The following is a 14,455-nucleotide window of genomic DNA, read 5'->3' as shown; positions in this document are numbered from 1 at the left end:
TCTACTATTATAGTATCATGCGCACTTGCCAGTAGCAAGCAAAAGAATTACATATCCATACCAGGCATATCTAGGTCTTCTCTGCTAACACCGCGTTCCTTAGCAAAAGCATTCATTAATGTGTCCATGTCCATAAGTTTATAAGTCTTTGGATGGTCCGGATCAAAAATCTCAAACTGGGCCATCATACCACCATCTTCATGTTCAATGATATGGCAGTGGTTCATAAATACTCCAGTATGGTTAAACCAAACTTTGATTTTGACTTCTTCGCCTGGGTTAACACTAACAGTATCTTTTAGACCCATTTCGTTAGGATATGGGGCATGGCCATTTCTAGAAATAATTTTAAATTGAGTGCCATGCATATGATATGGATGCAACATGCCGCCGTCCATGTCATTTGTATTGGTAATGTCCCAGACTTCGACATTTCCTAGTTGTTGACGGTCATCAATTCTTTGCATATCAAATTTACGACCATTAAGGGCAACTTCTTCGTCCATTCCAGACATCACAACTTTATGAGTTTGTGAATTAGGAGTCACTTCTGGGTCAGGAACATCAACTAAGTGATCAGGGAGGTTCAATGGGTTAGAAGCGAACTCGTGAATCTTGAAAGTTAGTATAGCAATATCATCGCTGTACAAGGTTACTTCGTCACCAGGCTTGTAATTGCCAAAATCAACAATAATTTCGGCTCTCTCTGCACATGTTAGCATCAAATGAGTAAACGTAACCGGTTCAGGTAAAACGCCACCATCGGACGCAATTTGGGTAAATTCTAGGTCGTCGCTAAAGTGAAGTCTCCATTCACGACGGTTGGCGCCATCAAGTAATCGAAGACGAACTTGTTGAGTGGTGACGTCAAAGTATGGATTAATAGTTCCATTGATTACGGGAGTTGGTCCTTGGACACCATCAGGATCATAGTCAGCCATGTAATCAAACTGGTTGTCATCGTGGAACTTACGATCTTGTAAGATTACTGGAATATCATCAACACCGTAGTTTCTTGGAAATGGTAAAGCGGCTTCAACATCATCTTGAACAACCACACCAGTTGCCAAACCTTTCCATACGTGTTGGGCTGTAGAAGGACACGGATGAGCATGTAACCATAGTGTTGCTGCTGGTTGATCACAATCAAATTCTATTTCGCTACTTTCGCCGGGATATACAGGAGCGTGACAGCCTCCGTCGATAATTGGTCCAGGAACATTTAAACCGTGCCAATGGAAAGTGGTTAATTCGGGTAATTCATTTTTTAAGGTTACATGAATATGTTTACCCTTTTTGAAAATAATAGTTTGACCTAAGTAGTTTGCGTTATAACCCCAGGTTTTAGTTTTGGCACCGGGTAAGAATTGGGTCTCACCAGCCTGAGCGATAACAGTGTAATACATATCTGTGTCAGTTTCTTTATCGGGGCTTAATACACTAGGAATGTTTAGTGGTTGCTCGTCAACTTCTGGGCGTACTAATGGAACATAGCCACCATCATGTGTATTGAAAGCAGGTTCATCAAAAAAATAGTCAGTATAAACTTTATGAGCGTTCATCAATCTTCCTCCTATTCTTATGTATCTGCTTTTATCATACTACTAAAAAGTTTGCTAATAAAATTAAACTAGCCTACTATTAAAAATAGGAGGTGGCACTGTGGAAAAGAAAGTAAAGTTCGATTCATTAAGTGAAGATGCAATTAGACAATCTATGGTTAGTTTTATCGATTTTTATTTGGATCGCTATTTATCAAACAATCTTGAAATTCTCGCAGATTATAAAGTCGATTATTATTTGAACGACATTAATCATTTTATTTTTCAAAATCAGTCGCTCACCCCGAATCAGCTCCGAGAAGAACTGTTCCGTCGGTGTTATAGCGAGATCAGGAATGTAATTACTGTGATTGATCCAGAGTATTTTAGTAACGGTAATCTAGTTAGTGGTTCTTGGGAAGGTTGGTACGAACAAAAATTCGCTAAGATTCCTGTGAGAGACTAGATTTTTGATTATACAATTAAATATATATTTGCTATGATTTGGTTATTAACTGATAGGGGGAATTGTCATGGCTGATAAGTTACGTTACAAAACTAAAGTTGATTTAAACCATATGTTGGTTAATCATTCATTAATGACTTTAAAGGTACCGACAATTCAAGCTAGGCAGCAAGCCCAAAGGATGATTTCAGATAATGTTGATCAAGGAATTACGCCTTACTACTTGAAAAAAGAAACTTTAAGTCGGTTAAGCGGAACTCATTATGAATGAAAAAAAGCGTTGAGAATTTATTCTCAACGCTTTTTTATTTAATAAATTAAGTTTATTGTTCTTCGTACCATGGGTAATGGAAGCTACCTTCACGGTCAGTTCTTTCGTAAGTGTGAGCACCGAAGTAGTCACGTTGTGCTTGCAATAAGTTTGCAGGAACAACTTCTGAACGATAAGAATCGTAGTATGAAACAGCAGCTGCAAGTGATGGTACTGGAATACCAGCTTTTGTTGACAATGCAACAACGTCACGAGCAGATTCTTGATATTTCTTACAAATTTCAGTGAAGTAAGGGTCAAGAAGAAGGTTTTGTAGGTCTTCGTTCTTGTCGTATGCGTCAGTGATGTTTTGTAAGAAACGAGCACGGATGATACATCCGGCACGCCAGATCTTAGCCATTTCACCAAGCTTAAGGTCCCACTTGTATTGGTCTGAAGCAGTCTTTAATTGAGCAAAGCCTTGAGCATAACTCATAACTTTACCGAAGTATAATGCTTCACGAACCTTTTCAACGATTTCCTTCTTGTCGAATTCAACGTCAGCCTTAGGTGCAGGAAGTACTTTAGAAGCAGCAACACGTTCATCTTTGATCATTGAGATGAAACGAGCGTAAACTGATTCAGTGATAAGTGATTGGTCAACACCGACTTCAAGAGCATCTTGTGAACTCCACTTACCAGTACCTTTGTTAGCACCACGATCAAGAATCATATCAACGATTGGCTTAGATTTGTCTTCGCCAAGATCATCTTTACGAGTAAGAATGTCAGCAGTGATTTCTATTAGGTAACTTTCAAGTTCGCCTTCGTTCCATTCTTTGAAGATGTCAGCAAGTTCATCAACTGAATAACCTGCAACGTTTCTCAAAATGTTGTAACTTTCATCGATTAACTCTTCATCACCATATTCAATACCATTATGAACCATCTTTACATAATGGCCAGCACCGTTAGGTCCAATGTAAGTTACACATGGTTCACCATCAGCAGGGGCTTTAGCAGCGATTTTAGTTAGGATTGGTTCAACTAAATCATAAGCTTCTTTTTGTCCACCAGGCATAAGTGAAGGTCCTTGTAAGGCACCAAGTTCACCACCAGATACACCCATTCCGATAAAGTTAATACCAGATTCATCTAATTTAGCATTTCTTGCCATAGTATCGTGGAAGTTTGTGTTACCACCATCGATTAAAACGTCACCTTTATCAAGTAAAGGAATAAGTTCATCGATAACAGCGTCAGTTGGCTTACCAGCCTTAACCATCATAACGATACGACGAGGAGTTTCAAGAGACTTAACGAAATCTTCGATTGAGTAACTTGGAACTAAATTTTTATCACTGTGGTCTTCCATAACGTTCTTAGTCTTTGATTCTGAACGGTTATAAATTCCAACAGTAAAGCCGCGGCTTTCAATGTTAAGGGCAAGGTTCTTACCCATAACGGCCATACCTACAACACCAATGTTTGCTTTTTGATCAGCCATTGTAATACCATCCTTTACGTATAAATAATTGTAAGGTTCTACAGAAATAGTGTAACACTGCACAAGCCTAATGTGAATGGAAAATATTTTCAAAATTCAATAAAAGCAGCGACATGAAAAAATCTCCTTTAATGAAGATTACATGATCGGATAGATATACATCTATTGGATCAGTAGCCAGTCATTATCGGAGACTTTTTATTATTGATTTAATTTGTAAACCCATTCTCTGTGATCACGAGCAAGTAGCTCATCAGCAGCTATAGGGCCCATTGATCCAGGAATGTAATTAGGGAACATAGGTTGTTGAATATCCCAAACTCGACGAACCTGGTCAACAAATTTCCAAGCACTAGCAACTTCTGGCCAGCTTGCAAAGTTTGTACCATCGCCCTTAAGAACATCGTGAATTAATCGTTCGTAAGGTTGAGGAGTTGCTTGAGTTCTTTGTGAATTTTCAAAGAAGTCAAGGTTGACTGGTTCAGTATGGAAGCCTTGTTCACTGTTTTTAGCATTCACGACCAATGAGAATCCTTGTTCTGGTTCGATGTGAATTGTCAAAACGTTTGGACTGAGAAGGGTATTTCCATCTTGTGGGAATGAGAAGATGTCAACAAGTGGCTTCTTGAATACAACATCAACTCGAGTGAACTTATCAGCCAGTTTTTTACCAGTTCTGATGTAGAATGGCACACCTGACCAACGGTAGTTATCAAATAATAACTTTCCAGCTACATAAGTTTCATTGTTAGAATCTGCTGGAACACCATCTTCTTTACGGTATTCTTTGCTTGAACCATCAACTGCAGCCCCATATTGTCCACGAACAAAGTTGGTTGATGCTTCAGCAACGTTGTAAACACGTAAACTACGAAGGGCCTTAACTTTTTCAGCACGGATATCAGTATCCTTGAAGGCAACCGGTTGCTCCATTGCGAGTAAACTAACGATTTGCATAATATGGTTTTGGACCATGTCACGGAGAGCACCAGAGTTGTCGTAATAACCGGCACGCTCTTCAACACCCAGGTTCTCAGCAAGTGTTACTTGAATGTTATCGATGTAACGGTTGTTCCAAAGGGCTTCGAAAATAGTGTTACCAAAGCGGATAGCTTCGATATTTTGAATCATTTCTTTTCCTAAGTAATGGTCAATTCGATAAATTTGATCTTCTTCGAATGATGCGCTAAGAGCATTGTTAAGTTCTTCAGCGGATTCATAGTCGCGACCAAATGGTTTTTCGATTACTAAGCGGTTGAAGCCATTACCAGTTGTGAGAAGTCCTTGACTCTTAAGGTTTTTAGCAACGATACCGAAGAAATTAGGAGCCATTGATACATAAAAGATACGGTTGCCACCAAGCTTGAATTTTTTATCAAGTTCGTCAGCTTTGTCTTTTAATGCAGAATAGTGATCTAAATCAGTAACATCGTGAGTGACAAAGAAGAAATGTTGAATGAATGAATCAATCAACTTCTTGTCATTGCTTTCTTCTGATACGGATTTTTTAACAGTTTCTCTGAATTTATCATCGTCAAACCTGTAACGAGATGTACCCAAAACAGCGAAATGATCTTTAATGTTACCTTTTTTATAAAGATTGAAAATAGCCGGGTACAGTTTTCTTGTTGCTAAATCCCCAGTTGCTCCAAAGAGCATGATCAGTGAACTTCTTTCAGTTGGCAAAATACTCCACTCCTATCAATAATTAACTAAGTAATTGGTATAAATGTCTATACCAGTTCGGTAATATTATATAACACATAATTCAGTAAAAAAAGGGTTCGTTAAAATTAGTTGTTTGCTGTTGGTATAAATGATTGAATCGCTTACATGAATTGCTTGATCTGCCGGCTTTTTTAAGAAAAGGATAAGCTAAAATAAAAGTACAGCTATTATCTGAAAATGCCTATATAATGAATCATGCAATTTTAAAAGAGGAGTAATTTTATGAAAAAATCAAAAGTATTAGTTTTCGCAGTAGCACTATTTGCATTGTTGTTTGGTGCTAAAGCAGTTTCAGCTAATTCACTTACTTTAAATGTCGACAATGTTTATACTAGTTCAACTAGTATCACTGGTGATGCCACCAAAGGTGTTTCAGTAATTGTTCGAGATGCTAACAAAAATGTTCTGGCTCAATCAGCTGCTGATTCTGTAAATGGTAAATTCCAAGTTAATTTATCAACTCGATTAAAAGCAAATCAAAAAGTTTATGTTTATGCTAGACAAAATGGTAATTCATACTTTTATAGAGTGATCACTGTTAAACCAGTTAATAGTAAAGTAAATGTTGCTAACACTGCGGCAACTGCCACCAAAAAGAATTCTACCAAGTCAGGTAGTAAAACTGCTGCAGCTACCAAGGGCCTTACTATCAACACACCAACAGGTACTTGGAAGTCAGGCAATAATTCTGGTTACACAGTTGTTACTAAGTTCAGTCAGGCGACAGGTTTGAATCAAGCACTATACTACAATGGTAAATTCGTTAAGAAATTAATTAACTATGCCAAGTATGATGTTGATGCTAACGGTTCTTTCTGGAAAATCACTTACACTCAACGTGGACAGAAGAAATCTCAAGCAATGTATCTTAGATTCACAAGCAATAATACTTTTTGGATCGTAAATAGTGCTAATAAAGCAACTAAAGTTAAGTTTGGTAATGCACCAGTTCATTACTACAAATTTGCACTTCAAAAATAATATTGACTGATTAAACACCCGAGAAGACTCATGAGTCTTCTCGGGTGTTTTTTGTTAACGATAATTTGCTTGTTTTAACTGCTAGATATGCGAAAATGAAAGGTGTGATTAATTCGTTAAGAAGGAGGTTTCAGTTGTGATAAAGAAGAGGTCAGAGGTTCACTTAATTTCAGTAATTGCTTGCTCATTACTGTTGAATGCTGGTGCAGCATTCATGTGGCCCTTAGTTACAATCTATATGCATAACTATTTGCACAAATCATTAACTCTAGCTGGGATGTCATTATTGTTGATGTCGTGTTTTATGATGCTTGGTAATTATCTCGGAGGAAAATTATTTGATAAGTGGTCTCCATATGCAGCGACCATCTTAAGTGTTTCGTTTTCAACGATTGCTATTTTTATTTTGATATTTTTCCATGGATGGCCAATATTCACGATTATGCTATTATTTGTTGGTTTTGGGGATGGAGCTTGTATGACATTGTTCAATGCATACGCGGCGACAATTAAGAGTCAATCTACTAGAACTATTTTTAACGTTCTATATATTGGTACCAACCTTGGTGTGGTAATTGGTACGTTATTGGTTGGATTCTTACTAAAATATGGTGTTTCAACAGTATTCACAGTTGGATTAGTGTTCTATCTTGCTTTGTTAGTTTTGACAATTACTATGTTTAACGTTGACATTGATAAGCGTGAAGACAACGAAAGCATCACCAACGATGGTGTAACCAAGGTGAATACTAGGGCAATTATTGCAGCAATCTGTATAGTAGTTTTAACAGTTTACTTATCTTACACTCTTTGGGAAAGTGTAATTTCAGTTCATATGACAGAACTAGGAATTTCATTTGAAAAGTACAGCTTGCTTTGGACGCTAAATGGATTAATGATCGTATTCCTTCAACCATTCGTTAACCGAATTGGTGAACGCTTCAAGTTAAGTACGCAAACTTACTTTGGTATATTTATTTTTGCAATCGCGTTTTTAGGACTTATTTTTGCAAAGAACTATACTGCGTTCGTAATCGTCATGATTGTAACAACTATTGGGGAAATGATTGGGTTCCCAGGTGTTCCTGCGTGGATAGATAATTTGTCAGGTCCATCAGAACGAGGAAAGTATCAAGGGATTTATAATCTATTCATGTCCTTTGGTAGAGCTGTTGGTCCACTAATTGGTGGATTCATTATTGATTTTGCATCATATCAATATTTATTCGGATTCGCTGCTGGCATTATTATTATTTCATTGGCAGCCTTGATGATTGTTAATAGAGTTAAGCAGCAGTCAGTTTAATCAGTTATAAAATTAATGAGCCTCATGAGAATTCAATTCTCATGGGGCTCAATTTTTGTTTATGAATTTTCAACCAAGACCTTGTAAATTCTTTCAACGTCAGCGCCGGTTCCTCGTAACTCGTAGTCAGCCAGAAATGGGGCGTTAAACTTGCTAGCATAACGTTTTGCAGTAAGGCAGTATTGTTCATTGAAATTACGGTTGCCACTGCCGACAACGCCTTCTAGTAGCCTTGCGTTATTGCCATATTCAATATACTCACCTAATGCATTAGTCATCAATTCTGTCACACCATTATCAATACCATTGCCACCATCAAGATAGGTGGGTACAAAAGCAAAGAATGGTTCGTTTTCGTGATCTAGGTCTGTTTGTTCAGTGATTTCTTTTAATTCAATATTGATTGAATCAGCTCCTTGGTTATTCACTGATTCGGCGTATTTGTTTAGGTTCTTTAAAAATGCTCGAGTATTTCCTTCAATAGAAATATATAAAATTCTAATAGTTTTCAATGAATTTCCTCCTGAAAAATTCCTGATGGTACTTCTATATTACAGTTAAATTGAATAGATTCAAATGACGTTATTAATGCGCTTTAGAATGACGAGCCTTATCTCTATGGTTGCGTGATGTAATGACACTAATCACCCATAAAATTATTAAAATAATTGTACTAATGATAGTAATCAACACACCTAAATTATATCCGGGAGTCTGGTAAGTTAACTGAATCTTGTGACGGCCAGCAGGCACATTAGCACCAACAAATCCCTTGTTGACAACAAATGTATTGGAAGCTTTACCATCGATTTTTAAATGCCAACCAGTAGAATAAGGAATTGAACTAACTAATGTTTGTTTTGTTTGAGAATTAGATATTCCTGAAACATGACTCTTGTTGACCTTTAAGTTTGTTAATCCGCTGTTTTTAAGCTGTTGAATTTGACGATCATACTGTTTATCAAAGGGCATTGCGACCAGTTTAACCGAACTAAACTTGATATTTTTTACCTGGTTGAATACTAGTTTGACGTTCTTTCGAGCGTCTTTTGAATAGCCTAAGTTCAATACGATACTGTTGATTTGGCGGTAGTTTGATAAATTGTCACTGTCATATTGAGCAAATCCAGTTTGATAATTCTTCGTAAATGCGTTGAATAGGTAACCCCCAAATTTAGGATTAAGCAAGTTTGATCTATAATCGTTCATTTTTTGTAATTTGGAATAAGATTTGTTATCAAGTAAGTTTTGATTTGTGATCCAATCCATTTGGTCATCCAACGATCCATCAGTTTGTTTAATACCATTAATTACTAGGAATAATTCACTGTTTTTTGTTGCATTCGGATTATTGACCTTCAAGGAATATTGCAGTGGCTTTCCAGTCGCATCAGTAGTCATGTCTTTGAGTCCGTTACGATTGCGATAAGCGTTGTTTTCCAAGATGTTTTTGTTTTGGAGTAGGATATTTTGAACTTTTTGTTCATTTGCGCCTAAGCTGATCTGTTGATGTGGCTGTTTAAGCAATTTGTCAGCATTTGATTTTCCTAAAATATTTAGCCGGTACTTTGCTAATTGGCTAGTTGAATCAAGTAAGTCAGTTGAATCAATGTTGACCTGATATTTAATATTCTTACGAGGTGAGTTGTAATTCAAAGGAGAACGGGATTGTGATGATTTATTTACCACAGCTCCTTGAGTCATCACGCGTTCTTTATCAAGTGGATCGAGCTGATTGAAAGCTGATGGAGAAACTGTCTTTGACTGAGAATATACCAACGGTAAAGCATTTTTATTTTTGTAAACGACAGTACCATATGAGTTTTCAATGCTAGGATCAGCGTTGATTCTTGATTTCGCTTGGAAAATTTTTATTTTACCGTTTTTATCTTTAACAGGAGTGTATCCATATGGAATCATCTGGTTTTTGGTGTTAGCACGAGCGAAAAGATATTTAACTCCCATTAGATCGTTCAGCGCAGTTCGATAATCATTTTGACCAATTGGAGTATTCATCGAAAATTGACTATTTGCTACCGCTCGAGAAAAATCGCCAAGGTAGCCGTTTTGCAGAGTTAAATAGATTGATTCATCATTGATTCCAGTGTTGATAGCAATATTAGTGTTGGTATTAGTGAAATTAGCTAGATTGTCAATTTTTTGATTGTATTGATAACGTGGAGCCTTAGAAGTTCTGAAGAAACCAGGTTGTTGCTTCACGTAATTTTGGGCACCGTTATAGTAGTCATCTGAGAATCTAGTGGAAATTCCTTGGTCCATTTGCTGATTTGCTAAATTAGATGAATTAGGACTGTATACGCCAACGATGTTAGCCATCAAGTTCAAACTGAATATCAGTGTAATTACTACAAAATTGGTCGTGTGTGACCAATGGAAAAACAACATTGCTAGGATGACAGTCATGGTTAACAATAACATTCCGTATTCAATAAAGTCGTGCCTAGCTAAATTTAAAATCATTCCATTATTTAGCCAAACAATAAATATCAGTCCTAAACTACTTCCAAACATCCAGTACAAATCTCTTTTGGTTAAAGAGTTCATATTATCGATCAAAATCATCGTAGCAAAAGCAAACAATAAGTTGGCGAGTAGAATCCAGCGATTAGATGGCGTAGTCATTGCATTAATGATTGCACCGAAAGCTGGAATTAATAAACCAACAATGACAATTAAGAGGTAAATGTTTGCCCAAAGATACTTCTTAAAATGACTAACCATATAGACGATTGCCAAGAAGGAGAAACTGGTTATTCCAATTACTAACCAGAAGTTCATTGCCCGACCATTCACTAAGAAAGTACTAGGAATTTTTAAATAGTATTCAAGCGGGAAAAATGTTAATCCGTTGGCAAATTTTTGATTAATCCGAGTTGATTTTGCAGCTAACATAATTGTTGGTAAGAAAACTAAAGTTGCCATGCCTAATCCAATAATTGCAGATCCTATCAATTTCCCAACTGATTTGAAAAACTTGAATTCAGCAACTTTTCTCATACTTAAGAGACGAATCAAAGTATAAACAATGGCACCGATTGCTAATATCCAGGCAAAATAGAAGTTGCCTATCAAAACTAAAAATACGGCAATTACAAGTGGGACAAAAGATTTATTCTTTAAAACATTATCAATTCCATATGCCAGTAATGGAAAGAAAATTAACGGTAATATGAAGAATGGGTGATGAAGACCAGTGGCAATGGCATAACCATTGAAGGTATAGGCAAGCGCACCAATCAACTTACTGATCTTTTTGAAATTATAGTGATGTGTAAAGAGCAAGAATGATAAACCTGAAACGTACATTCTTAAAAATACTAAAATTCCAAATCCAGTTTCGATTTGACTCTTGGGAAAAAGAACAATTAAGTAGTTAAACAAATCACCAATGACATAGTATTGAAAGTTAGTTAAGGTATCTGAACCTAAACCAATATTCCATGCCCAATTTGTTAGTCCATGAGTGGGATGTGCAATGAATTCTAAAATCATTTGTCTAAATTGAATTAAAATTGGAAAATGTTGAGCAAGCCCATCTAATTGCCAGATCATTGATTTATCACTTAAAGATAAACAACTTATCATTACGCAGACGAAAATCAAGAAGAACAGGGTGTAAAGAATAAAAGTTGGTGTTTTTTTCCATATGGTTTTCACAGTGGATCCCCCTTAAATATGTATAAAAAAAGGGGAGAAAGTAGGAAACAAATTATGATTGTTATCCGACTTTCTACCCCTTTAGGTTTGTTAATAAATCGCTTATAAATTAACTAATTTATTATTCGTTATTATCAGCATCAGCAGGTGCGATAGGCTTTTTGACCGTAACTTCGAACCAGTTGATAAACGAGTTTTCGTAATCGATAATTTTGAAATCAAAATTATGGAACGAAATTGTATCGCCGGCCTTTAAATCAGGATAATTATCGATAAAGTAACCAGCTAATGTCACAGCATCGGAATCAGTGAACTCAGGGAAATCAAGTTGGAAGTAACGCTCAAAATCATGAGTTGTTAGTTTACCATTAGCCTGATAAGTTCCGTTAGGTTGTTTGAAAATATATTCTGTGAATGAAGGATCAATTTCGTCTCGAACGGTTCCAAATAATTCTTCATAGATATCTTTATCGGTGATAATACCTGAAGTTCCGCCATATTCATCGACAACGACAACGATTGGGGTCCGTTTTTTGATCATTTGATTTAAAACCTCAGTAATCGGTGTCATTTCGGGAGTAGTAGAAATGTTCCTTAAAAGCCGGTCAACTTTAATGGTTGAATCTACTTGAGATTGACGAATCAAATCATAGTTATATACATAACCTAAAATTTTATCTTTATCGTTATCTGCGACAACTGGCAGACGACTGAATTTTTCTTGAAGGTACATCTGAATAGCTTCATGCACATCAGCAGTGATATCAATTACTTCAAGTTGAGTTCGGTCAATCATGATGTCCTTGGCAACCTTATCATTTAGGTCAAAAGCACGTTGCATGTATAAATAATCGTTTTGTTCCAACTCGCCGGTCTTAACAGCGTTTTTGGATAAGTTTAAAATTTCTGCTTGAGAAAATTGTTCAGAGTTCTCGTTTGCAACGGGAAGTCCTAACATTTTCACGATTCCATTAGCTGATGAATTTAATAACCAAACAAATGGATAGAAAATAACATGGAACCAATGTAATGGGGTCGTGACGATACTTAGGACCCTAAGAGGCATATCGATACTAATGTTTTTCGGAACAATTTCAGTTATAACAACTTCTAAGTAAGTTAGAATAATAATTCCTAGAACTGCTCCAATTGCGTGAGCAGTAGCGGGGTTGATTGGAGAGTTGTGAACCTCCATGATATCAACCAGCACGGTTACCACAAAAGATTCACCAACCCAACCTAGTATAATTCCGGCTAAACTAACTCCAACTTGAGTAGTTGAAAGATACTCATTTAAGTTAGTGACCATGTGGATTTCTCGATCAATCTTTTTAGTCTTTTTGCCCATCTTCTTGCGTTGCTCTTCCAGCGCACTAAGTCGTGACTGAACTAACGCAAACTCACTGGCAACAAAGAATGCTGCAAAAATAAAAGTGATAATCACGATAATTAAATTAGTTATTATCTGGCCATCGCCCAAAGTAAAATTCCTCATTTCGTAAAAAATAGATAGTATTGCCCATAGTTATTTATGACAATACTTGAATTATACACTTAAAGAAAAAATTTTTTAAGTGATAGTAGTCAATTCTTTTAGTTAAACAATCATTACTAAAAGTGGTACGCTTAAGTTAATCAAATAGTTAGGGGATGTTGATATGGCAGAGGAGACTGCTACGGCAACAAAAATCAACTTTTCCGGCGACCAAGTTACAAAAGCTGCCAAATTATTGGAGACTCAAGGATATGTTACTAAACTTGATTTTCCTGAGATGAAGGACTACGAATGGACAAAACAATTTGAACAAGCCGTTGATAAGACTTTTCAAGATAGTAAAGATGATCCATATCTATACTACGAACGTTTTGACTTCGTTGGCGGAGATATTGATTCAATTATCTTTAACATGGATATTATCAAATCCCGTGAGTTTGCCCTTGAAAAATTGGCAGATGTATTAAACGAAAAAATTGAGTAGAACTCATCATAATAAATAAAACAAGCCAAGCCATGCCTACTAAAGTTAGGCATGGCTTGTTTTGCGAAATAGTATGGATTCTTTTTTTCTATTATGAAAGGTTAAATTATTAGTACTGCTTGCCCATTTCATAAACTAGTTCAGGTTCTCTACCATTGCGTTGATTCTTATTTAAGATGTCGATCATCGACATCTCATCATCACTTAGTTCAAAATCAAGATCAATATTTTCTTTTATTCTGGATGCAGTTTGTGACTTAGGAATCACGGCAACTCCCCGTTGAACTTGCCAGCGTAAAATAACTTGAGCAACTGAGCGTTCGTGGTGAGCCGCCATCTTAGCAATCATCGGATCATTTAAAACTACCCCCCTGCCTAATGGACTCCAAGCTTGAGTTAAGATTGATTCTTTATTATCAAAAGCCACCATTGGACTTTGTGTAAGATATGGATGAGTTTCAATCTGGTTAACTACTGGCATTTCTGATGCTTGGGTCTTTAACAATTGCAAATGCGATTGTGTGAAGTTAGAAACGCCAATTGATTTAGCTTTACCTTGCTTTTTTAGTTCTTCAAAAGCCCGCCATGTATCGAAAAATTTATCAGAGATTGGCCAATGAACAAGTAATAAATCGAAGTAGTCTGTGCCTAATTGTTGAAGCGAATATTCAGCACTATCAATTGTTAAGTCATATCCTTGATTCATTTCGGTGATTTTATCGGTAATAAAAATTTTGCTTCTATTGACACCTAATTTGCGAATTGATTCGCCTAGGATAGCTTCATTTTGATAGAGTTGAGCGGTATCGAATAATCGATAACCTGACTCGTATGCTGTCGTGATGGCTTTATCCATCTTATCAGGAGTGTCAATCAAGTATGTCCCAAAACCAACAAGGGGCATATCATTTCCATCGGATAAAGTCTGTGTTTTTGTTGAAATATCACTCATAAAGTTACTCCTCCTTAGTTAACGCTTTCAATTTAACATACATCATTGATGATTCCCAGTGCACTAG

At 36.4% G+C, this 14,455-nt stretch carries 12 protein-coding genes; 5 read left to right on the top strand and 7 right to left on the bottom strand.

Annotated features, from left to right (window positions below):
- Positions 1-47 precede the first annotated feature (47 nt).
- Positions 48-1,562: a multicopper oxidase family protein gene (locus tag O0236_RS10060; protein ID WP_268913492.1), complete on the bottom strand. Its 1,515-nt coding sequence runs from the start codon at positions 1,560-1,562 to the stop codon at positions 48-50.
- Between the two features lie 100 nt (positions 1,563-1,662).
- Between O0236_RS10060 and O0236_RS10055 the strand changes: the two genes are divergently transcribed.
- Both O0236_RS10055 and O0236_RS10050 read left to right on the top strand, forming a co-directional pair.
- Positions 1,663-2,007 carry a hypothetical protein gene (locus tag O0236_RS10055; RefSeq protein ID WP_268913491.1) on the top strand — a complete coding sequence of 115 codons (345 nt, stop codon included), beginning with the start codon at positions 1,663-1,665 and terminating at the stop codon, positions 2,005-2,007.
- Positions 2,008-2,074: 67 nt separating this feature from the next.
- Positions 2,075-2,278, top strand: a complete 204-nt coding sequence (locus tag O0236_RS10050; protein ID WP_268913490.1) for a hypothetical protein — start codon at positions 2,075-2,077, stop codon at positions 2,276-2,278.
- A gap of 52 nt (positions 2,279-2,330) precedes the next feature.
- Here the strand turns inward: O0236_RS10050 and gndA are convergent, their stop codons facing one another.
- Positions 2,331-3,764: an NADP-dependent phosphogluconate dehydrogenase gene (gndA, locus tag O0236_RS10045; RefSeq protein WP_268913489.1), complete on the bottom strand. Its 1,434-nt coding sequence runs from the start codon at positions 3,762-3,764 to the stop codon at positions 2,331-2,333.
- A 201-nt stretch (positions 3,765-3,965) separates the two neighbouring features.
- The gene (gene zwf, locus O0236_RS10040; RefSeq protein ID WP_268913488.1) at positions 3,966-5,450 is read right to left on the bottom strand and encodes a glucose-6-phosphate dehydrogenase; all 1,485 of its coding nucleotides are present in this window, start codon (positions 5,448-5,450) and stop codon (positions 3,966-3,968) included.
- 264 nt (positions 5,451-5,714) lie between these two features.
- On the opposite strand from zwf, the gene O0236_RS10035 reads away from it, so the two are divergent.
- Both O0236_RS10035 and O0236_RS10030 read left to right on the top strand, forming a co-directional pair.
- The gene (locus O0236_RS10035) at positions 5,715-6,473 is read left to right on the top strand and encodes an Ig-like domain-containing protein (RefSeq protein ID WP_268913487.1); all 759 of its coding nucleotides are present in this window, start codon (positions 5,715-5,717) and stop codon (positions 6,471-6,473) included.
- A 136-nt stretch (positions 6,474-6,609) separates the two neighbouring features.
- On the top strand, positions 6,610-7,779 hold the full coding sequence (locus tag O0236_RS10030; RefSeq protein WP_268913486.1) for an MDR family MFS transporter: 1,170 nt from the start codon (positions 6,610-6,612) through the stop codon (positions 7,777-7,779).
- 59 nt (positions 7,780-7,838) lie between these two features.
- On the opposite strand, the gene nrdI is transcribed toward O0236_RS10030, so the two are convergent.
- The 3 genes from nrdI to O0236_RS10015 form a co-directional block, all read right to left on the bottom strand.
- The gene (gene nrdI / locus O0236_RS10025; RefSeq protein ID WP_268913485.1) at positions 7,839-8,291 is read right to left on the bottom strand and encodes a class Ib ribonucleoside-diphosphate reductase assembly flavoprotein NrdI; all 453 of its coding nucleotides are present in this window, start codon (positions 8,289-8,291) and stop codon (positions 7,839-7,841) included.
- Positions 8,292-8,364: 73 nt separating this feature from the next.
- On the bottom strand, positions 8,365-11,457 hold the full coding sequence (locus tag O0236_RS10020) for a YfhO family protein (protein ID WP_268913484.1): 3,093 nt from the start codon (positions 11,455-11,457) through the stop codon (positions 8,365-8,367).
- A 121-nt stretch (positions 11,458-11,578) separates the two neighbouring features.
- Entirely contained in the window at positions 11,579-12,952 is a 1,374-nt protein-coding gene (locus O0236_RS10015) for a hemolysin family protein (RefSeq protein WP_268913483.1), read from the bottom strand.
- A 163-nt stretch (positions 12,953-13,115) separates the two neighbouring features.
- On the opposite strand from O0236_RS10015, the gene O0236_RS10010 reads away from it, so the two are divergent.
- On the top strand, positions 13,116-13,436 hold the full coding sequence (locus O0236_RS10010; RefSeq protein WP_268913482.1) for a hypothetical protein: 321 nt from the start codon (positions 13,116-13,118) through the stop codon (positions 13,434-13,436).
- Positions 13,437-13,545: 109 nt separating this feature from the next.
- Here O0236_RS10010 and O0236_RS10005 read toward each other — a convergent pair whose 3' ends face one another.
- Positions 13,546-14,388, bottom strand: coding sequence for an aldo/keto reductase (locus O0236_RS10005; RefSeq protein ID WP_268913481.1), 843 nt, complete (start codon positions 14,386-14,388; stop codon positions 13,546-13,548).
- Positions 14,389-14,455: the final 67 nt, after the last annotated feature.

The organism is Lentilactobacillus sp. SPB1-3 (genome assembly GCF_026913205.2).
GTDB lineage: Bacteria > Bacillota > Bacilli > Lactobacillales > Lactobacillaceae > Lentilactobacillus > Lentilactobacillus terminaliae.
This window is presented reverse-complemented; position numbering and strand designations above follow the sequence as displayed.